The sequence below is a fragment of the Klebsiella sp. KE9456 genome, from assembly GCF_043832615.1.
Taxonomy (GTDB): domain Bacteria; phylum Pseudomonadota; class Gammaproteobacteria; order Enterobacterales; family Enterobacteriaceae; genus Klebsiella; species Klebsiella indica.
Genome location: NZ_JBDYQK010000014.1, coordinates 1 through 21,224, shown reverse-complemented (window position 1 = coordinate 21,224; position 21,224 = coordinate 1). Strand labels below are relative to the sequence as shown.

At 55.9% G+C, this 21,224-nt stretch carries 17 protein-coding genes and 1 pseudogene; 8 read left to right on the top strand and 10 right to left on the bottom strand.

The window, feature by feature from the left end:
• Nucleotides 1-267: 267 nt before the first annotated feature.
• A complete protein-coding gene (locus tag ABK821_RS15295) occupies nt 268-1,350 on the top strand; it encodes a YncE family protein (protein ID WP_138359120.1) in 1,083 nt (360 codons plus the stop codon).
• Between the two features lie 67 nt (nt 1,351-1,417).
• Here ABK821_RS15295 and pheP read toward each other — a convergent pair whose 3' ends face one another.
• The 4 genes from pheP to ABK821_RS15275 form a co-directional block, all read right to left on the bottom strand.
• On the bottom strand, nt 1,418-2,794 hold the full coding sequence (gene pheP, locus ABK821_RS15290) for a phenylalanine transporter (protein ID WP_138359118.1): 1,377 nt from the start codon (nt 2,792-2,794) through the stop codon (nt 1,418-1,420).
• Nucleotides 2,795-2,835: 41 nt separating this feature from the next.
• Entirely contained in the window at nt 2,836-3,252 is a 417-nt protein-coding gene (locus tag ABK821_RS15285) for an Exc2 family lipoprotein (protein ID WP_138359116.1), read from the bottom strand.
• Nucleotides 3,253-3,410: 158 nt separating this feature from the next.
• The gene (locus tag ABK821_RS15280) at nt 3,411-4,646 is read right to left on the bottom strand and encodes a mechanosensitive ion channel family protein (protein ID WP_138359114.1); all 1,236 of its coding nucleotides are present in this window, start codon (nt 4,644-4,646) and stop codon (nt 3,411-3,413) included.
• 77 nt (nt 4,647-4,723) lie between these two features.
• Nucleotides 4,724-6,151 (bottom strand): MFS transporter, encoded by a 1,428-nt coding sequence (locus tag ABK821_RS15275; RefSeq protein ID WP_138359112.1) that lies wholly within the window; start codon nt 6,149-6,151, stop codon nt 4,724-4,726.
• A gap of 110 nt (nt 6,152-6,261) precedes the next feature.
• Here ABK821_RS15275 and ABK821_RS15270 point away from each other — a divergent pair, with 110 nt between their 5' ends.
• Nucleotides 6,262-7,128, top strand: a complete 867-nt coding sequence (locus ABK821_RS15270; RefSeq protein WP_138359110.1) for a helix-turn-helix transcriptional regulator — start codon at nt 6,262-6,264, stop codon at nt 7,126-7,128.
• 178 nt (nt 7,129-7,306) lie between these two features.
• On the opposite strand, the gene nfsB is transcribed toward ABK821_RS15270, so the two are convergent.
• The 3 genes from nfsB to ABK821_RS15255 all read right to left on the bottom strand — a co-directional run bounded on the left by nfsB (nt 7,307) and on the right by ABK821_RS15255 (nt 9,028).
• Entirely contained in the window at nt 7,307-7,960 is a 654-nt protein-coding gene (gene nfsB / locus ABK821_RS15265; RefSeq protein ID WP_138359108.1) for an oxygen-insensitive NAD(P)H nitroreductase, read from the bottom strand.
• Between the two features lie 118 nt (nt 7,961-8,078).
• A complete protein-coding gene (locus ABK821_RS15260; RefSeq protein ID WP_138359106.1) occupies nt 8,079-8,447 on the bottom strand; it encodes an MmcQ/YjbR family DNA-binding protein in 369 nt (122 codons plus the stop codon).
• The gene (locus ABK821_RS15255) at nt 8,447-9,028 is read right to left on the bottom strand and encodes a TetR/AcrR family transcriptional regulator (RefSeq protein WP_138359104.1); all 582 of its coding nucleotides are present in this window, start codon (nt 9,026-9,028) and stop codon (nt 8,447-8,449) included. The genes ABK821_RS15260 and ABK821_RS15255 overlap by 1 nt, the downstream gene beginning before the upstream one ends.
• A 223-nt stretch (nt 9,029-9,251) precedes the next feature.
• Between ABK821_RS15255 and ABK821_RS15250 the strand changes: the two genes are divergently transcribed.
• The 3 genes from ABK821_RS15250 to ABK821_RS15240 all read left to right on the top strand — a co-directional run bounded on the left by ABK821_RS15250 (nt 9,252) and on the right by ABK821_RS15240 (nt 12,663).
• A complete protein-coding gene (locus ABK821_RS15250; protein ID WP_308563501.1) occupies nt 9,252-10,319 on the top strand; it encodes an MBL fold metallo-hydrolase in 1,068 nt (355 codons plus the stop codon).
• Between the two features lie 32 nt (nt 10,320-10,351).
• A complete protein-coding gene (locus tag ABK821_RS15245) occupies nt 10,352-10,693 on the top strand; it encodes a RamA family antibiotic efflux transcriptional regulator (RefSeq protein ID WP_138359100.1) in 342 nt (113 codons plus the stop codon).
• Between the two features lie 347 nt (nt 10,694-11,040).
• A complete protein-coding gene (locus ABK821_RS15240) occupies nt 11,041-12,663 on the top strand; it encodes an alpha/beta hydrolase-fold protein (protein ID WP_343178444.1) in 1,623 nt (540 codons plus the stop codon).
• Here ABK821_RS15240 and ABK821_RS15235 read toward each other — a convergent pair.
• The gene (locus ABK821_RS15235; RefSeq protein WP_138359096.1) at nt 12,592-12,840 is read right to left on the bottom strand and encodes a DUF1158 domain-containing protein; all 249 of its coding nucleotides are present in this window, start codon (nt 12,838-12,840) and stop codon (nt 12,592-12,594) included. The genes ABK821_RS15240 and ABK821_RS15235 overlap by 72 nt on opposite strands.
• A gap of 493 nt (nt 12,841-13,333) precedes the next feature.
• Here ABK821_RS15235 and ABK821_RS15230 point away from each other — a divergent pair, with 493 nt between their 5' ends.
• The 3 genes from ABK821_RS15230 to ABK821_RS15220 all read left to right on the top strand — a co-directional run bounded on the left by ABK821_RS15230 (nt 13,334) and on the right by ABK821_RS15220 (nt 20,310).
• A complete protein-coding gene (locus ABK821_RS15230; protein ID WP_171034810.1) occupies nt 13,334-16,057 on the top strand; it encodes a cation-transporting P-type ATPase in 2,724 nt (907 codons plus the stop codon).
• A gap of 67 nt (nt 16,058-16,124) precedes the next feature.
• Nucleotides 16,125-17,207 carry an efflux RND transporter periplasmic adaptor subunit gene (locus ABK821_RS15225; RefSeq protein ID WP_138359094.1) on the top strand — a complete coding sequence of 361 codons (1,083 nt, stop codon included), beginning with the start codon at nt 16,125-16,127 and terminating at the stop codon, nt 17,205-17,207.
• Between the two features lie 10 nt (nt 17,208-17,217).
• Complete coding sequence (locus tag ABK821_RS15220; protein ID WP_395033977.1) at nt 17,218-20,310, top strand: efflux RND transporter permease subunit; 3,093 nt, start codon at nt 17,218-17,220, stop codon at nt 20,308-20,310.
• A 64-nt stretch (nt 20,311-20,374) separates the two neighbouring features.
• Here ABK821_RS15220 and ABK821_RS15215 read toward each other — a convergent pair.
• Nucleotides 20,375-20,943, bottom strand: a pseudogene (locus ABK821_RS15215) (phosphodiester glycosidase family protein); the annotation flags it as partial.
• A 66-nt stretch (nt 20,944-21,009) separates the two neighbouring features.
• Nucleotides 21,010-21,224 (bottom strand): hypothetical protein (locus ABK821_RS15210; RefSeq protein ID WP_395033976.1); only part of this gene is annotated, 215 nt, incomplete at its 5' end.

The window sequence follows — 21,224 nt, the reverse complement described above, 5'->3', positions numbered from 1 at the left end:
TTCCGCAAATCCCCGTCTTCTGACTGGCTATCCCCGAAAAATAAAATGTTTTCGTCCGGGACAACGCCGGGCTTGCTTATAACAATGTAATGCGTATAGTTCTCATTCTTCTTTTTGTTTGCAGGGTTTCAGGGAACTACCTGCCTCAGTGGCGCGATCACAGGGAAACGGCGAAGGCACAGGGTGGGACTCGTTCGCGCAGGACCGAAAAGAGAATCTCGGCCGCGGAGTTACCATCGGATCATTGATTTTGTCCAGGATTGATCTATGAAACACACACTCCCGGCGTTGACGCTGGTTATTTCTGCCATCTTAAGCGGCTGTGCCGCCACCCACACCACTCCCGTTTCTCAACCTGTTGCCGCCAAAAGCGCGGAAACCACCGTACAGCCACTCAGGCGCGAGCTGGCGGACGGGCTGTATGAGATGGCGCTGAGTCCGAAAGGCGATGCGCTATACGTCGCCAGCGCCGATAGCTTTAAAGATGTGCAGGGCGGGGCGGTATATAAGCTGGATCCGACCACGTTGAAAACCACCGGTATGACCCATACCGATCTGAAAAACTTTGCTGTACAGCTTAGCCCGGACGGTAGCACCTTGTTCGTCACCAATTCGCTGGATGGCGGTATCAGCGCCATTGACACCGCGAGTGGCAAAGTAAAAAAACGCCTGCTGTTTAGCGAGCGTAATGAGAAAGATCGCCCCTACGGCGCACGGCAGATCCTGCTGGTTGATAACACCCTTTATGTTGGCGCTGTTGCCGATCCGGCGCTCATCTGGGTGGTCGATGCTAAAAACCTGAAGCTGAAAGCGCGCATCAAAAACGCGGGTAAATGGGTGACCGGCCTGCACTATTCCGCGCAAACCCAACGTCTGTATGCGGCAAACGGCAGCGGAGAGATCCTGGTGATTAACCCGCGTAATAACCGCATCGAACACCGCTGGAAGCCGCTGGGCGATAAACCGGCCTTGCTGCTGAATATCGCTGAAGATAGCGCCACCGGTCGTTTGTTCGTCACCGACAATTCAAAAGCTAAAACCACGCTGGTGCTTGATATCCACAGCGGCAAGGTGATTAAGCAACTGGATGTGGGCGATTCGCTGGCGGTGCTATTCAACCCTGAGCGCAACGAAATTTATATCTCCCGGCGTGAAGCAGGCAAGGTTATCAGCCTTGATGGCACCAGCTATGCGCTGAAAAAGACGTGGGATCTGCCGGTGAATCCCAACAGCTTGCTGATTTCTGCCGATGGTCAGACGCTGTATGTCACCGTTAAACAGGCGTTTAATAAAGATCACTCGACGAAAGGACCGGACAGCGTTGTCCGTATTGATCTGACTGCGAAATAAAAGCCAGCCTGGCGATGGGATAATGCTAATGGGTTTAGCGCCATTCGCCAGGCGGGTCAGTCACGCGCTACGCCCGGCGGCGTAAAGCTTTAAAGGCGACAAACAGAAACAGTATCCATATTGGCAGCAGAATCGCCGATGAACGCATACCGTCAATCGTGCACATCAGCGCCAGAATCAGCCCCAGAAAGGCGATACATAAATAGTTACTGGCCGGAGACAGCAGCGCTTTAAACTTCGGCTCGCGCCCTTCTCGCCGCTGAGCGGCACGGAATTTCAGGTGCGCCAGGCAAATCATAATCCAGTTCAACAGCAGCGTCGCCACCACCAGCGCCATTAACAGACCAAAGGCTTTCTGCGGCAGCAGGTAGTTAAGCAGCACCACCAGCGAGGTAATCACCCCGGAGAGCAGCAGGGAATTTACCGGCACGCCACGCTTGCTGACGCTGGCAAGGAACTTCGGCGCATTACCCTGCACCGACAGGCCGAACAACATGCGGCTATTGGAATAAACGCCGCTGTTATAGACCGATAGCGATGCTACCAGGATCACGAAGTTCAGCGCTGAAGCCACCGCGTTGCTGTCAAGATTATGGAAAATCATCACGAATGGGCTACTGTCGGACTTGATTTCCACCCACGGGTAGAGGGCCAGCAGAACCACCAGAGAGCCGATATAAAACAGCAGGATACGGTACACTACCTGGTTAACCGCTTTGGGAATGCTCTTCTCAGGGTTGTGGGCTTCCGCAGCGGTAATGCCGATAAGCTCCAGACCGCCAAAGGAGAACATGATCACCGCCAGCGACATCATCAGGCCGTGCCAGCCGGTGGCGAAAAAGCCGCCGTACTCCCACAGATTACCGAGCCCCGCCTTCCTGCCGCCGTGGCCGTTGAACAGCATCCACAGACCAAAGCCAATCATGCCGATAATTGCCAGCACTTTAATGAGCGCGAACCAGAATTCCGCTTCACCGTACAGGCGAACATTAACGAGGTTAACGGCGTTGATAATGATGAAGAATGCAGCGGCCCAGATCCATGTCGGAACATCCGGTAGCCAGTACTGCATATAGATACCCGCGGCGGTCAGCTCCGCCATTCCCACCAGCACGAACATGACCCAGTAGTTCCAGCCGGACAGAAAGCCGGCAAACGGCCCCCAGTACTTATACGCAAAATGGGCAAAAGAGCCAGATACCGGCTCTTCGACAACCATTTCGCCCAGTTGACGCATAATCAGAAAGGCGACGATCCCGGCGATGGCATAGCCGAGCAGGACTGCCGGTCCCGCCATTTGAATTGCCGGTCCAATACCGAGAAACAGGCCGGTTCCGATGGCGCCGCCGAGAGCGATAAGCTGGATATGTCGGTTCTGTAAACCACGATGAAGCGCCGGGCCGTTTCCCTCTACGACATCCGACGACGTTAGTGCGTTTTTCACGTCACTCCCCTGTGTGTTTTATGAAGGGCACCTTTTAACATTTATTTCACCCCAAGATAGCCGTCAAGATAGGCGCCAGCCAGTTCGTTACCGAGTAACACGGCATCTTTATTCTCCATCTCGTTTTCCCACTTATCGCTGGCGTTACCGTTGAACGTGTGCTGTATTCTGGTGCCCTGCGCCATTTGTTGCTTAATGCCGTCGGCGATACGGCGGGCGTCGCTTTCGCTTACGCCTGACTTTCTGTCCTGTTGGCCCCTGGCATAGATCCCGGTAAAGTTTGGCAGGTTTAAGCGGTAATTTTCCTGACGGTTAGTGGCGAAATTACCACCGACAAAATCAGAACGGTGCGAGACGAAATAGTACGCGTGGCGTTCCGGTGAGGATTTTGATGAACTGCAGCCGACGAGCGCGGCAAGAGCGCAACTGAGTGCGATAATTGCTATGTTTAATTTCATTGTTGATATCATCCCTAATCATTAATTTTAAAAATGAGCAGAGATGTATTTTGAGCATCCTGCTCGTATTTTTGCATTATGACGTGCTGACCAGATAAAGGGTCGATGCTGAAATGGACTGGCGCGTAATTTCTGCGCCAGTATCTCAGTCTACCTGATTAGCTCTCCCGCAGGGAACGAATATCGTTGCCGGTTGGCGACTGATGAATCCGCAGGCCAAATTCGTCAACCACGGCAAAGACATGGTCGAAGATATCCGCCTGGATGCCTTCATATTCTGCCCACACCACAGTATTCGTGAAGCAGTAAATCTCAAGCGGCAGGCCGTTGGCGTCTGGTGCCAGTTGACGCACCATCAGGGTCATATCTTGTCGAATGCGGGGATGGTTGCGTAAATACTCCTGTAAATAGGCACGGAAGGTGCCGATATTGGTCATTTTGCGCTGGTTCAGTATCGATTGGTCAGCGGCATTTTGCTGGTTCCACAAGCTGATTTCCTGATGACGCGAATCCATATACGGCTTTAACAGTCGGGCCTGAATCAAGCGCTGCTGCTCCTGCTCATCAAGAAAATGAATGCTGGTGGTATCGATATTCAGGCTGCGCTTGATTCGCCGACCGCCGGAGGCGGACATCCCGCTCCAGTTTTTAAACGAATCGGAAACCAGCGACCAGGTCGGAATGGTGGTGATGGTATTATCCCAGTTACGCACCTTTACCGTGGTCAGGCCGATATCAATCACCGCGCCGTCAGCGCCATATTTCGGCATCTCCAGCCAGTCACCGAGTTTTAGCATATCGTTGGCGGAGAGCTGAATACCGGCCACCAGGCCAAGGATCGGGTCTTTGAACACCAGCATCAGGACCGCCGCCATCGCGCCAAGGCCGCTAATCAGGATCGCCGGAGACTGGCCAATTAATAATGAGATAACCAAAATGCCGACAATAATCGCACAGACCAGCTTAATTCCCTGGAATATCCCTTTAAGCGGAAGCTGAGAGGCGGAGGCGAATTTTTGCGATAAGTTAAGCACGACATCCAGCAGCGAAAAGAAGGACATTAACGCGTATATCATCACCCACAGCTGTGCGCAGGTGGTGAGTATTTCTGCGGCCTCGCTACCTTTTTGTAGCCATAATACCGCCTGCACGTTGACGATTATCCCTTGCAGGGTAAAGGCCAGACGGTGAAAAAGTTTGTTCTGCGTAATAATTTGCAGCCACAAATGGCTACTGGCCTGCGCCCGTTTTTCGAACGTGCGCAGCACCACTTTATGCAAAATAAGGTGAACGACAGCCGCCGTCAGAAGAATAATGCCGAAGATAATAATAAGTGAGGTGGTTGGGGTTATTTCGATGCCTAACGCGGCGATTTCCGAGATTAATTCCTGCATAACGTCTCCTTTACATCCAGCGCTTATGATGACCGCTGGATGTCTATTATGCAAATCTCAGGTTACGCAGAGGTGAATTACGACGTTATCGCCGTCGGGCATGCGTTAAGGTGACGGCGGAAGCGCAACGCGATAATCCCCAGCAGCACCATCATCACCATCTCTACCGCTAAAAAATCAATAAAGGCGAGGGGATAACTTCCTCCGCTGCGTCGGGCGAAGCTTAAAAAGAGCGATCCCAGCAGTGCTGGCCCGAGGCCAAATGTTGCCTGTTGCAGAGTACTGAGGATTGCGCTCCCGGCCCCGGCATCATTCGCGCTAATGTCGCGCATGCCAATGCGGTAAAACGTATTCACAATCAGCGCCTGCCCGTAGCCAATAAGCGCTGTCGACGGTATCAGGCACAGCGTCGTGGTGTGGATACCGAAGCGATAAAACGTGACGCTCAATAGCAACAGACCGATAATCTGTACCGCAAGACCCGTCAGTAATATGCGCCCGATGCTGTAGCGGGCGATCAGCCTGGGGGCGTAAAGCGCAGAGAGGAAATAGGCGATGCCGAGAGCGATAAAGCTATTGCCTGACTGCCAGGGGGCCATTCCCAGCCCGGATTGCAGGGTTAGCGCCATGCAAAACATAAACGCCGACCAGGCGCTGAAAAAGAGCAGGGCAATCGCGATACCAAAACGCATACTGCCCGTTTTCAGCAGGCGCGGCGGTAGCAGCGGTTGTTCGCCTCGCTGTTGTTTACGCTGAGCGCTAACGCACATCCAGGCCAGCAGCGGGAATACCGCGATGAGGGAGAGACGCAGGGTTAAAGGCCAGTGCAGCTCTGGCCCCAGCGCCATCGGAAACAGCAGGCAACAGAGGATGAGCGCGAGGCTAAAGGTGCCCTGCCAGTCAACTGGCGAATGCTCGTCACGCCGGGTTTCCGGGATATAGCGGCGGCTAAAGGCCAGCACCAGCAGGCCAATTGGCACATTGATAAAAAAGGCGTTTCGCCAGCCTAAGCCGGCAATATCCGCCGACACCAGCCAGCCGCCGCACATTTGCCCGACGATAAAAGAGATACCGCCGATACCGCCATATAAGCTGATGGCCCTGGCATGCGCGGTACCTTTTAGCGTGACGTGCAGGGTGGCAAGGATTTGCGGCACGATCAGCGCCGCGCTGGCTCCTTGTAACGTTCGGGCGATCAGCAGCGTGGTCATCGATGTGGCCAGCCCGCACAACAGCGAGGCTACGCTAAAAACCGCCACGCCCCACATAAACAGACGGCGACGACCGTAGTTATCGCCAAGTTTACTCCCCATTGCCAGACACACGGCGAAGGCGACGCCGTACAGGGCGACAATCAGTTCCAGCTGCGTGGCGCTGGCTGCCAGCGACTGAGTGATGGAATCCAGGGCGACGTTCGTTATCGATGTATCGATTTGTGGCAACATCAGGCCAGTTAACAGGAGGAATAAACCGGCGTGACCGGGTGAAACAGCAGACGAATTCATCGGAGACTCTCCATTGCGTCATTCAGCGGATGGTCGTAGCATCACCGATAAATTAAACGGGTACCAGTTCCTGTCTATACTGGTATCAGCACTACCATGCTGGAGATGTTATGGCCACAATACCGCAACGTGAATCGGGGGGATTCATCACCGATGACAGTCGTAAACAGCTCGGGGCATTTTTGCGCGCCCGGCGCGAAAGCCTTGACCCGCAGCGCCTGGGGCTGCCTCGCGTCGGGCGGCGGCGCACGCCGGGGCTACGGCGGGAAGAGGTGGCGATGCTGGCGGATGTCGGTGTCACCTGGTATACCTGGCTGGAGCAGGGACGGGAAGTGAATCCGTCGGAGACGGTGCTGGCGGGGGTGGCGAATGCGCTACAGTGCAGTCAACTGGAAACCCGGCATCTGTTTGTGCTGGCCGGGCTGACGCCGCCGGAATCCACAGAGACCACGGTATGCGAAGGTATTAGCCCCGGCGCCAGACGAATGCTGGATAGCCTGATGCCGCAGCCCGCCAGCATTCAGACGCCGGGCTTTGATATTGTCGCCTGGAACGACAGCTTTTGCCGCCTGATGGGCATCGATTTCGCGACGATCCCGGAAGACGATCGCAACTGCATTTATCTGTATCTGACCAATGAAACCTGGCGAAGCCGCATCGAAAATCGCGATGTACTGGCGACATTTGCGTCTTATTTTCGTGCGGCAATGGCGGAGCACCGTGGTGACCCGGCGTGGGAGAATAAGCTGGCGCGTTTTTTCGCCGCGTCGGCGGAGTTTGAGGCGTTGTGGCACCAGCGCTATGAGGTGCGCGGCGTGGAGAATCAGGTTAAAAATTTTAAACATCCGCAGATTGGGCGATTTAGCTTACAGCAGATGTACTGGTATTCCGCCCCGCGTAATGGCTCGCGTCTGCTGGTCTATTTGCCGATGGACCCGGCGGGGGAGCAGGCGCTGGCGTGGCTGAATAAGCAATAATGACAAAGCGGGCTGATGAACGTTACCCGTCGGCAACAGCGTATTATTCCGCGCGCGCTGGGGGCGTGGCAGGCGCTGGCGGTCCCCGATATGCGGAGCGTATCTGGCATGCCGGAGAGCGGATCGGTAACCCGGGCGGGACGCATTCACGCCGCAGCCCGGGGGCAGAAGGAGAGGATTAAATCTCGGTGATGGTTGTCGCCTGCGGCAGGCGAGATTTCGGCAGGGCGGCGTTAAAATCTTCAACACTATGGTGGCCGACCGGCACGACGACCACACTGGTGTAGCCCTGTGCTTTCAGGTCAAATTCGGCGTCCAGAATGGCGAAATCGACGCCTTCAATCGGCACGGCGTCCAGGCCCATCGCCGCGACGCCAAGCAGGAAGTTGCCCACGTTCAGATAGACCTGCTTTGCCATCCACTGGTCGTCATCGTGCAGATCTTTGCGGTGCATATCAGCAAAGAACGTACGGCCTTTATGGTTTGCCGCTTTGGCTTCCGCATTGGCGAAGCGGCCATCGGCCTCTTCCTGGTCAACGACGCGATTCAGCCAGGCGTCATCCATCGCGGTTTTGGCACAAAAAACCACCACATGGGACGCGTCGAGAATTTTACGTTCGTTAAACACATAGGTGCCGCTGGCCGCTTTGGCGACGCGCGCTTTGCCTTCATCGGTGCTGGCAACGATAAAGTGCCACGGTTGGGAGTTGGTACTTGATGGGCTGTACTGAAGCAGCGTTTTCAGGTTTTCTGCCTGCCCGGCAGTCAGTTTTTTAGTGGCGTCAAATGCCTTGGTGGAGTAGCGCTTTAAGGCAACTGATATGATATCCATACTCTTCCTCACTATTTACAACCCCTTGCGGGTGCGTCTGGTGAGGGAAGAGTACAGCGATGCCGGGAAAATGATAAGGGGTAAAAATGCGATAACACTTATCGCGCTACGCTGAAAATCAGGCCGGGCGCAATCGTAACTGCTCTTTTTTGCTGAGTTTATTGACCACCAGATGCCACGAATCGCCAATAAGCTCAGCCAGCAGGTCCTCGCTGATATCACTGCCGGGTACCACGGTGATCCAGTGTTTTTTATTCATGTGATAGCCGGGCTTAATGCTGCGGTAAATCTCCTGATACAGCAGCGATTTTTGCGGATCGCATTTCAGGTTGACCAGCGCCCGGCCCCGTACCGTCATGGTCAGCATAAAAATCCGCCCGCCGACCTTAAACACATCGTACTCCGGGCCAAATGGCCAGCAGTGATCGGCAAAGGGAAGCGCCAGCGCGATACGGTGCGCATGGCGGTGGAGCGAGCGGGGATCCATCAGCGATTGTCCTCGGCAAGCGCCTGCCACATCGCCTCAAAACCCAGTTCAACAAAACGTACGGCGCGTTTCGGCTCGTGGCTGGCATATTCAATGGTGGTTTCAGCGAGCGAAAGGAATAACGCGTCGCCGAAGGTACGGTACTCGTCAGACTGGAAAACGGTCTTGATTGAACGCTGGCACAATTCGTTTAGCTCCGGGAACATCTCTTTGACGCGGTTGCGGGTTTCGTCAGTGATCCTTTCGCTGAGCGCCATCCGCCGAATCGCTTTATGCTCCATCGGATTACGCACGCCCCAGTCGATATAGCTGTTCCAGATATTGCGCGTGTTCTCTTTTGGCCGACGTTCGTCAGGATTGAGACCGGCAATCATTGACTTCACCAGGTCGGATTTTATTGTCAGGTACAGCTCATTGAGCAGATCGTCCTTGGTGGCGAAATAACGAAACAGCGTTCCCTCGGCGACGCCCGCGCTACGGGCAATGGCCGAGGTCGACGCCGCGATTCCCGATTGGGCAAAAGCGGCAGTTGCAGCCTCCAGTAACGCTTGTTTTTTATCTTCACTCTTAGGACGAGCCACTACACTTTACCTCACAGGTTATAAAACGACGATCTAAGCATGTCTGATACAGGCACTGCAACGGTGTCTGTCAAAATTTGAAAATCGTCTTGACGACTTTCAGCTTTCGCCCTAATAATGAGTGCTTACTCACTCATAATCAAGTCCTGCCGCGAAAACCGTCAGAAAAACGGTTTCCAGGGGGCAGGATATAAACCCTGTCATCTTTAGCGTGGTCGCCATCATGTTATTAGCGTCAGCAACAACTTTGCCGTTTGCGCTCAGTGCCGGATTTGGGCAGGCGCCGCATGGCGAGCAGCTCAGCCTGGTGGAACAGTCGCCTCACTATCATGACGGTCAGTTTCATAACGCGCTGCCAACGCCGGGGTTTACCGGGAAAAAGAGTATGCTGGCCGCGTGGTGGGCATTTCTTGTCGCCAGGCGAGAAAACGCCAGGCCCGCCGGTCCGCTGCCGCTGGTGAAAACTGACCTGGCCCGCCTGCCGCCAGGTCAGGACGTTCTGGTCTGGCTGGGACACTCCTCCTGGTATCTGCAACTGGCGGGCCAGCGCATTCTGATTGACCCGGTGTTTAGTCACTATGCTGCACCATTCTCTTTTATTAATAAGGCGTTTCCTGGTGATTACCCGTGGCACGCTGAAGGGATGCCCGATATCGATCTGCTGATTATTTCGCACGATCACTACGACCATCTCGACTACGCCACCATCAAGGCGCTGATGCCGAAAATCAAGCGGGTGGTGACGCCGCTGGGCGTCGGGTCGCACCTGCGCTACTGGGGAATGAATAGCGCGATTATCAGCGAAGCGGACTGGAATCAGTCTTTGCCGGTGAGCGATGAGCTCACGGTGTACGTGTTACCTGCGCGCCACTTTTCCGGCCGCGGCCTGAAACGTAACCAGACCCTGTGGGCCAGCTTTATGCTGGTTACCTCGCAGCAGAAAATTTACTACAGCGGCGATAGCGGCTACGGGCCGCACTTTAACGCTATCGGCGAACAGTTTGGCGAAGTGGACCTCGCCATTATGGAAAATGGTCAGTATGACGAGGACTGGAAGTACATCCATATGACGCCGGAAGAGACGGCGCAAGCCGCTGACGATGTTCATGCACGAGCGGTGCTGCCGGGCCATGCCGGGCGCTTCGTGCTGGCAAAACACACATGGGATGATCCGTATAAAAGGCTGGCGGAGGCCAGTACAGGGCGACCATGGCGGCTGCTGACACCAGTGTTGGGTGAGCCGGTCTGGGTCGCTGATAAAACGCAATCATTTAACGCCTGGTGGCGGTAACGATGAGAGTGGTTCTGGAGGAGAGAGGACATATGACTATTTCCGCTCAGGTTATTGATACGATCGTCGAGTGGATTGATGATAATTTGCATCAGCCGCTACGTATTGACGATATTGCGCGCCATGCCGGTTACTCGAAATGGCATTTGCAACGACTGTTTTTACAGTACAAAGGGGAGAGTCTGGGGCGCTACATTCGCGCGCGTAAACTGCTGCTGGCGGCACGGGATCTGCGCGATACCGATCAGCGAGTCTATGATATTTGCCTGAAATACGGCTTTGACTCGCAGCAAACCTTTACCCGCATCTTCACCCGCACGTTTAATCAGCCGCCGGGTGCCTATCGTAAAGAGAATCACAGTCGTACTCACTGAAAACCCTCCGCCGGCCTTTTTGTCGGCGGATATTTACTCTTAGCGGGCATCTCGGGCGTCGTTTTCCGTCGCCGATAGCGTCTTTGTTACCGCTATTCTTTTTAGCGGGGCGTCTGGCTCGTCGGTGTGCTGCGACGAGTCTGCGTTGAGCGTTAACACCGTGAAATTCATGGACATGATTCATCTATCGAAATGTTCTTATGACTATTCCTGGCCGGGCCGTCGCCAAAAACGCGAGCTGAGAGGGGATTACTGCGGTGGCGCCTGTTTACAGTGGTAACACCATTGTAAATGGTTATTATTTGCATTAACGTTATTGGCAAATTCTCACAGGGAGCTATCGGGCAATGAAGACGGCGTGGAGCGGCCTGCTGATTGGCATGAGTGCTTTACCGGCAGCGGCGATAAACTGCGAATCTCCTTCGTTACAGGGGGAACTACAGGGGAAGTTCGACGCCAGCGGCGAAGTCTGTTTTGACCTGCCCAGGCTGGGTGAGAACTACGTCGCGGCGATCATTTCCGGCGTCACCGATGCCCGGTTGCTGGATGAACATAACCGTCGTCTGCGCACACTATTGGCGGGGGGGCCACCGGACGGGGAGCAAACCTTACTGTTTTCTTTGCCGGTGAACCGTGCTTCCTCGCTGGTGCTGCATGGCGAAGAGGGGGCGCGCTGGCGCTTTCAGTGGCAGATGCGCGAAACCATCGCGCTGACGAAAATTCAGATGCAGGACCCGGCCAGCCCGCGCCTGCAGCAACTGATGCGCGAGCTGGCGTCGGGAGGGTCTACGGCACGTTTCTGGCTGGAACGCGCGCAGGAAGGCACGCCGATGGTGGAACCGGTTGATGCGACCCATAAGCGGGTTACTTTCCTGTGGCGCGGAGCGAGCCGGAATGTGTTTATTCTCGGCTCCCCCGCGGGAGAGCACGATGCGCTGTTTCGTCTTGGCGACTCTGATGTCTGGTTTCGTAGTTATGTTGTCCCTGCCGATACCTTAATGCAGTATAAGCTGGCTCCGGATGTGCCGCAGGTGACCGGCAGCGGGCATGAGCAGCGGCGAGCGATTCTGGTCAGCGCTCAGGCGGACCCGCTCAACCCGCATAGCATTAATGCGGCTCACGACCGCTGGAATCGCTACTCGCTGCTGGCGCTTAATCCCGTGCGTTTCTGCACGGCGCAGCGTATGGCACGGCCGTTGCGCTACGGAACTTTAACCCGTCATCAGATGCGCAGCGACTTTTTGCAGAATACGCGCGAAGTGATGATTTACCGTCCGCGTCTGCCCCAGCCTGCACGCTGGACCCTGATGTTGTTCGATGGCAAAACTTACCAGGACGAATATCACTTCGCCAACGTGCTGGACAGCCTGATTGCCAGTCATCAGTTGCCGCCGATTAACGTGGTGTTTATCGATAGCCTCGATCATCCGCGTCGGGCGAAAGAGCTGCCGCCGAATCCCCATTTTGCCGATTTTATGGCTCATGAGCTGCTACCGTGGCTGAATCGGCAGGGGCTCCGCCTGAGTCGGCATAAAACGGTGGTGGCAGGCTCCAGCTATGGCGGCCTGGCCGCATCATGGGTGGCACTGCGTTATCCGCGGCATTTTGGCAATGTGTTGAGTCTGTCAGGCTCGTACTGGTGGGCGCCAACGGGGGAAGAGGCCAGTTGGTTGACGCGACAGTATCAGCAATCGCCACGCTATCCGGTACGCTTCTGGTTACAGGCGGGTAAATTCGAAACCCACGGGCCGGATGGCGGTATTTATGTCAATACGCGCGAATTTGAGCAGGTATTGAAGGATAAAGGCTATGCGGTGAGCTTCCATCCCTCTTCCAGCGGCCACGATTACGCCGCCTGGTGCGAAGCGCTGGTGGACGGCATGCGCGACTTTACTGGCTTAGCGCTCAAGGGAAAACCAGCGGCGCCAGATCCAGCGCAGCACCAGGTATTCAATTACGCCCAGCGCTAAGAACCACAGGCAGAAGATCAGCGTATAAAGTTGGTTGAGATCCATCAGGTGGAACGTCTCAACCAGCTTTTGCGCCAGCGTCAGTCCCGGGGACGGCACCGGTAGCAACAGGCAGGAGAGCAAAGCCAACAGGAGAATGCCAGCGGCACTCAGGAGCGTTTCTAGCGGATGTTTCATTATTTGTTAATCATCGGTTAAATACATATTGTCCGGTAAAAGGGAAATGAATGCAATATTGTTTCATACGAAATTAAATTTCGCCTTAAGATATTATATATGATCCCCTTCGTTAATTTCTTTGTTAATTAATTGAGGCTTATTTGTAATTAAGTTAATTGCGCTGAAATGTAAATTAGCGTCATTATTAAGCCAGCGATTTTACAAAAGTATAGGTGCTATATCCCACTAACGTGGCGATAATAATCGCCAGCAGGATATACAGCGCCAGACGGCGTCCGCGGTAGATTCCAAACATAGTTAACCTCGTTTAATTACTGTTTATTCATATTCTGCAATAGTTATTTCATAGAATTAACTTAGCATAGTTTTTGAATTTTGCGAGAGATTAAATATTGCGTTTGCTCAATTTTTCTCGCGCTTATTTGAATTTTCTCACTGCCCGGAATGACGCCAGGCTTTCCGACTCACGGAATTTTAAGGGAGAGATATTTTGACCAAAATGCTCAATACAAATAATACCACCCCCTCGGGAAATGCTGCGCCACGGCAGGTATATCAGCAGACGATTGATGTGGTGCTGGCGCAGAAACAGAGCCATCCCGGCGGGCTCAGCGCCGCCGAGGCGGCTGAGCGTTTGCGGACTTACGGCCCGAATGCGTTGCCGGAGAAAAAGGGCAAGCCCGCCTGGCGGCGTTTTCTCGCCCATTTTAACGATGTTCTGATATATGTTCTGCTGGTTGCCGCGGCGCTCACTGCGGTGATGGGCCATTGGGTTGATACTCTGGTTATTCTTGGCGTCACGGTCATCAACGCCCTGATCGGCCATATCCAGGAGAGCAACGCTGAAAAATCGCTGGAGAGCATCCGCAATATGCTCTCCAGCGATGCGCGCGTACAGCGTAACGGTAAGCATGAAACCCTCCCGACGCGCGACCTGGTTCCTGGCGATATCGTGATTCTGCGCGCCGGCGACCGCGTGCCGGCCGATATGCGCCTGATTGAAACCCATAATCTGCGGGTTGAAGAAGCGATTTTGACCGGAGAATCGACGGTAGTGGATAAAACCACCGACGTGCTGGACGGGGAACTGCCGCTGGGCGACCGCACCAATATGCTCTTTTCCGGCACCACCATCAGCGCCGGTAGCGGCGTTGGCGTGGTGACCGCCACCGGCCAGGAGACAGAACTTGGCCACATCAACCAGATGATGGCGGGCATTGAGAAGCATCGCACACCGCTGTTGGTGCAAATGGATAAACTCGGCAAGGCGATTTTTGTCATCATCCTGGCGATGATGGCGGCGCTGTTTGTCTTCAGCCTTGCGCTGCGCGATATTCCTCTCGGCGAGCTGCTGCTCTCTCTGATTAGCCTGGCGGTTGCCGCCGTGCCGGAAGGCTTACCGGCGATTATCTCAATTATTCTCTCTCTTGGCGTCCAGGCGATGGCGCGGCAGCGGGCGATTATCCGCAAACTGCCGACGGTAGAAACCCTGGGCGCAATGACCGTGGTATGTTCGGATAAAACCGGCACCCTGACGATGAACGAGATGACCGTTAAAGCGGTTATCACCGCCGACTGTTGCTATCGCGTTGAAGGCGACAGCTACGAGCCGAAAGGCGGTATCTATCTGGAGGGCAGCGATGCGCCGGTGCAGATTAAAGCGGGCAGCGTGCTGGAAACGTACCTGCGCACTATCGACCTGTGTAACGACAGCCATATTATCCAGGATGAGCGCGGTCTGTGGGGCATTACCGGCGGGCCAACCGAAGGGGCGCTGAAAGTGCTGGCGGCAAAAGCGCAACTGGAACCGGTTGACGCCCAACTGGTAGCGAAAATCCCCTTTGATTCGCAGTATAAATATATGGCGACCCGGCAGAAAATCGGCAATGAGGAGCGGGTGCTGATTACCGGCGCGCCGGACGTGATTTTCTCCCTGTGTCGTCAGCAGATGAGCAAACAGGGGCCGGTGGCGTTCGACGCTCACTACTGGGAAGAGGAGATGGCGCGCTTTGCCCGTCAGGGGCTGCGCATGGTCGCCGCCGCATACAAACCAGCCAACGTCGGCAGCACCACGCTGACCCATGACGATCTGCGCGAAGGCCTGGTGTTCCTCGGCATCGCCGGGATGATGGATCCGCCGCGTCCGGAAGCCATTGACGCGATTCACGCCTGTCAGAATGCGGGGATCCGCGTGAAGATGATTACCGGCGACCATCCCCAGACGGCCATGAGCATTGGCGGGATGTTGGGGATCGCCAACAGTCGCCAGGCGATGACCGGCTACCAACTGGAGCACATGGATGATGCCGAACTGGCGAAAGCCGCCGTTGAGTACGATATTTTTGCCCGTACCAGCCCGGAGCATAAGCTGCGCCTGGTGAAAGCCCTGCAGGATAACGGTGAAGTGGTTGGTATGACTGGCGACGGCGTTAACGATGCACCGGCGTTGCGTCAGGCCGACGTCGGTATCGCCATGGGGATCAAAGGGACTGAGGTGACCAAAGAAGCGGCCGACATGGTACTCACCGATGATAACTTTGCCACTATCGCCAGTTCGGTGAAAGAGGGGCGTCGGGTCTACGACAACCTGAAGAAGACCATTCTGTTCATTATGCCGACCAACCTCGCGCAGGGGCTGCTGATTATCATCGCCCTGCTGGCGGGGAACATTATTCCGCTGACGCCGGTACTGATTTTGTGGATGAACATGGCGACCTCCGCCACGCTCTCCTTCGGCCTCGCATTTGAAGCCGCCGAGCGTAATGTGATGCACCGTCCGCCGCGTAAAACCGGTCAGCATGTGATGGATGCTTTCGCTATCTGGCGCGTTGCTTTTGTCGGCACGATGATCGCCGTCGCCGCCTTTATTCTTGAAGCCTGGCTGGCACCGCGGGGCCACAGCCCGGAGTTTATCCGCACCGTGCTGTTGCAGATGCTGGTCACCGCGCAGTGGGTCTACATGATCAACTGCCGTAGCAGCGACAGCTTCTCGCTGAACATGGGGCTGCTGCGTAACAAAGGGATCTGGCTGGTGAGCGGCGTGCTGCTGCTGATGCAACTGGTCATCATCTACGTGCCGGTAATGCAGGCGATGTTTGGCACCGAAGGGCTGCCGCTGCGCTACTGGTTTATCACCCTGGCGAGCGGTATGGCGATGTTCCTGGTGGTGGAAGTGGAGAAACGCCTGACCCGTCGTTTTCGCAAAGCCGCCTAGTTCGTCCGCTCCGCCCGGCCTCCCTTCTCCCAGGGGAGGGAGGCCGGGCCATCGTAAGGAATTTCCCATGAACAAGATGATCCGCTCCGCCTTACTGGCCTGCGGCCTGGCGGGTTTTGCGCTAACGGTCGCAGCCGCTCCGGCGATTCCGGTCCGTATCGCCACCGTTGAACACGCGCCGCATGTCAATGAGCGGCAAATTTCCGGCCGCGTTGAGGCCATTCATGCCGTTGCTGTTCGCGCCCGCACCGAAGGGACAATCGTGCTGCGCCATTTTCAGGACGGGCAGTATGTAAAAAAAGGCGATGTACTGTTTACGCTTGATGATGCGCAACCAAAAGCCGAACTGGCGCTGGCGCAGGCGGAACTGAAAAGCGCGCAGGCGTCATTACGCCAGGCCCAACAGCTACTGAACCGTTATCAGCAATTAAAAAATAACCATTCGATTAGCCGCAACGATGTTGATACCGTGCGAATGCAACGCGATGTCGCCGCGGCTGCCGTGGACCAGGCACAGGCGCGGATTACCGCCCGGAAGATTACCCTCGGCTATACCCGCATAACGTCCCCGGTTACCGGCCGTGTCGGCCATAGCCAGTTTCATGTCGGTAGCCTGGTCAATCCCGCCAGCGGCGTGCTGGTCGATGTTGTGCAGCTTGACCCGATTCGCATTGCGTTCTCACTCGATGAGACGGCATTTTTTGCTAAAGCGGGACAATATCCCGATATTAGCGCGCTGAAACAGGCGTGGCTGGCGCAGGTTGATATTGATGGGCAACGTGAAGATGGCGTACTGACGTCCGTCGATAACCGTATTGATAGCCGTACCGCCAGCGTGGCGCTGCGCGCCGAATTTGCTAACCCGCAACACCGTCTGCTGCCCGGCGGCAACGTGATGATTTTCTTCCGGCCGCTGGCGGGTCAGGAAAAACCGATGATCCCTGTTTCTGCGGTACAGCAGGACGCGCAGGGTTTTTACTGCTGGATACTGACGGCAAACAATACCGTAACGATGCGGCGTATTATTCCTGGCGGCCAGCAGGGGCCGCGACTGGCAGTGACGGAAGGACTTCATGCGGGCGAACGTGTGGTGACGGAAGGCGCTCAACGCCTGCGTGACGGCGCCGCTGTGCAGTGGCTGAATGAATGAGGAAGAAAGGATGCTGACGTTTTTTATCCGTCGTCCGCGCTTTGCCATGGTGATTGCGTTGTTGATCACTTTTATCGGCGCGGTGTCGCTGAAGCTGATCCCGGTCGAACAATATCCGCAGATTACTCCGCCGGTTATTAATGTGAGCGCCAGTTGGCCGGGGGCCAGCGCGGCGGATGTGGCTGAGGCCATTGCCGCACCGCTGGAGACCCAACTCAATGGTGTTGACCATATGCTGTATATGGAATCCACCAGTTCTGATGAGGGAGCCTACAGCCTGAGCCTGACCTTTGCCGCCGGTACCCATGCCGATTTAGCCGCGGTTGATGTACAGAACCGGGTTTCGCAGGCGGTGGCGCAGCTTCCTGCGGAAGTGCAGCAGAACGGCGTGCAGGTGCGCAAACGGGCGACGAACCTGCTGATGGGCGTGAGTCTTTACTCGCCGCTCGGTACGCTATCGCCGTTGTTCGTCAGCAACTACGCCAGTACCCAGGTGCGCGAGGCGCTGGCGCGTCTGCCGGGCGTTGGTGACGTACAGATGTTTGGCGCCCGCGACTACAGTATGCGCATCTGGCTGCGGCCCGACCGTATGAATGCGCTTAATATTACCTCCGATGATATTTCCCGGGCGCTGTACGAACAAAACGTGCAGGGCGCGGCGGGGCAGGTGGGGACGCCGCCGGTATTTAACGGTCAGCAGCAGACCCTGACCATCAACGGTATTGGTCGATTGAGCGATGCCGCCAGTTTCGGACGGATTATTATTCGAAGCGGCGAGCGTGGGCAACTGGTGCGTCTGTCTGACGTGGCAACCATTGAGCTGGGCGCGCGCAGCTACCGTTCCGGCGCGCAGCTTAATGGCAAAGACTCCGCGTATCTTGGTATCTATCCGACGCCGACCGCCAACGCGCTGCAGGTCGCCAGCGCGGTGCGCGCCGAGTTGACCCGGCTGCACACGCGATTTCCGGCCGATCTCACCTGGGAAGTGAAGTTTGATACCACCCGCTTTGTGACGGCGACGATCAAAGAGATCGGCGTTTCGCTGATGCTAACCCTACTGGCGGTGGTGGTGGTGGTGTCGCTGTTTCTGCAAAGCTGGCGGGCGACGCTGATTGTTGCTCTCGCGATCCCGGTTTCGCTTATCGGTACTTTCGCCGTACTCTATTCGCTGGGCTATAGCGCCAATACCCTGAGCCTGTTCGCCATTATTCTTGCGCTGACCATGGTCGTGGATGACGCTATCGTGGTGGTGGAAAATGTTGAAAGCAAAATGGCGGAGGGGCTGGAGCGCGGGGAGGCCACCGCGCAAGCCCTGCGGCAAATTGCCGGACCGGTGATTGCCACGACCCTCGTGCTGCTGGCGGTATTTGTTCCAGTAGCCATGCTGTCCGGGATTGTCGGCGAACTGTATCGCCAGTTTGCCGTCACGTTGTCGACGGCGGTGACCCTGTCGAGCGTTGTGGCGTTGACCTTAACGCCTGCACTGTGCGCGCTGCTGTTGCGCCCGCGGCCAGCGCAGCCAGCCGCCATCTGGCGCGGTTTTAACCGCGGGCTGGAGCGCGTGCGAGACGGCTATGGCCGCCTGGTTGGCGGAATGAATCGCCATCCCTGGCTGGCGCTGGCCGCAACAGTTATGGCCGCCGGGCTGGTGGCGCTGAGCTTCACCAGCATGCCGAAGGGGTTTCTGCCGCAGGAAGATCAGGGCTATTTCTTCGCCAGCGTGCAGCTGCCTGAAGCCGCCTCGCTGGCGCGTACCGAAGCGGTGATGGCCCAGGCGCGGGAGTTGCTGTTGATGAATCCGGCGGTGGCGGATGTGATTCAGGTGTCCGGTTTTAATATTCTTAACGGCACCAGCGCCTCGAACGGCGGCTTTATTTCGGTGATGCTGAAAGACTGGCATCAGCGACCGCCGCTGGAGGCGGTGATGGAAAAACTACAAGGGCAGTTGATGGGGCTGCCGGAAGCGACGATTATGACCTTTGCGCCGCCGACGCTGCCGGGGCTGGGCAATGCTTCGGGGTTTAATTTACGTATTCTGGCGCAGGCCGGGCAATCTTCGGCGGCGCTGGAGCAGGTGACGCATCAGGTGCTGCGGATGGCCAATCAGCACCCGCAATTGAGCCGGGTCTTTACGACCTGGAGCAGCAATGTGCCACAACTGACGCTCAACGTTGACCGCGATCAGTCGGCGCGGCTGAATGTACCGACTTCAAGGATTTTCAGTAACTTGCAAACCGCGTTTGGCGGCACCCGCGCCGGGGATTTCAGCCTAAATAACCGCGTTTACCCTGTCGTTATCCAAAATGAGATGCAGTGGCGTCAGCGGGCGGAGCAGATTAGCGAACTGTATGTGCGTAGCGACAACGGCGAGCGAGTCCGTTTGAGCAACCTGGTGACAATTACGCCGACGATCGGCGCGCCATTTATTCAGCAATATAATCAGTTCCCGTCGGTATCGGTGAGTGGTTCAGCCGCCGAAGGCGTTAGCAGTCGCACGGCGATGGCGGTGATGGAGCAGATTTTACAATCGCATTTACCGCAGGGGTATGACTATGCCTGGAGCGGAATTTCGTGGCAGGAGCAGCAGACCGGCAATCAGGCGATGTGGATCGTGCTGGCGGCGGTGGTGATGGCGTGGTTGTTCCTTGTCGCCCAGTACGAAAGCTGGACGCTCCCGGCGAGCGTGATGCTGTCGGTGCTGTTTGCCATTGGCGGAGCATTGTTGTGGCTATGGTGGGCCGGTTATGCCAACGATGTCTATGTGCAGATTGGTCTGGTATTGCTGATTGCGCTGGCGGCAAAAAACGCGATTTTGATTGTTGAGTTTGCGCGGGCGAAGCGCGAAGAGGGGATGTCGATAGTCGATGCGGCTCGTGAAGGCGCGACTCACCGTTTTCGTGCGGTGATGATGACGGCGGTCTCCTTCATTATTGGGATTGCGCCGATGATGCTTGCGACCGGCGCCGGGGCGCAGAGTCGACGGATTATTGGCGCCACCGTATTCAGCGGCATGCTGGTCGCTACGGCGATCGGGATTCTGTTTATTCCGTCGCTGTACGTGTTGTTCCAGCGTCTGCGTGAGTGGGGGCATCGCCGGATGTAGGTGCACTGCGGTTTTGTTCCCCAGCTCGCGCTAGGCTACAAAACCGCAGACGATGTTATGCCGACTACCTGCTCTCCACCGCGATCATGGTAACGAACGGATGGTACTGCCACGGCACGCTGCCGCCTTTCTGATACATCCTGGAAAGGGTGCCATCGAGATAGAGCATCTGGCGTATGTTGAGCGTTGACTGTGCGTAGCAGGCGAAATCATAGAAGTTGGTTTCGTGCTCGCTGAGCATAAACACGACTTTGCCATCGCTGGTAATACCCACTCCGTTACGCAGTTTGCGCGAGCCGGCGGATGGCTTCAGCCGCCAGTTTATCTTACCGTTTTCAATCAGCACCGGTCCGGATTGTACCGCGTACTCTATGGCTGGAGACGGTTTAAATTTATTGAGGTGACAATCTCCGCGTTTTGTCCTGCCACGTAAAATACCCCGCCAGGACGAATAAAAAAGTTGCCGCTGCCGGAGGCGCGGTTAAGCGAAGCCAACCGTCGTCCTTTTTCGATATACAGTCCCAGCGGCGTGTCGTTTTTTGCGTAAATGCCGCCGTTCATCGCCATCTGCACGCGCCCACGTTGGTTGATGTCCGCCAGAAGCGAGCGTAGCGATCCCCAGGCCTTGCCGTAATGCGGGTCAGTTAAGGGCTGTCAGTTGTGTTTATGGCTGGCTGAGCGGTTCCGTTAATCGGTGGTTTAAACGAAAATCTGATTCGGTTGATTCACTAACTGAGCTGATACGGGCTGAAATATAAAGGATATAACTTTTTTATGACTTTCAGCTTCTGAAAAGCCCCTGACGAATAACGGACTCACCGCATGGGGGTTGGGCGCATCAAGGAAACCTGGCGGGAACGCAGGCGCGCATCCAGGACTGGCCGCCAGGACGGCGGCCAGAGGGCGGGTCGAGA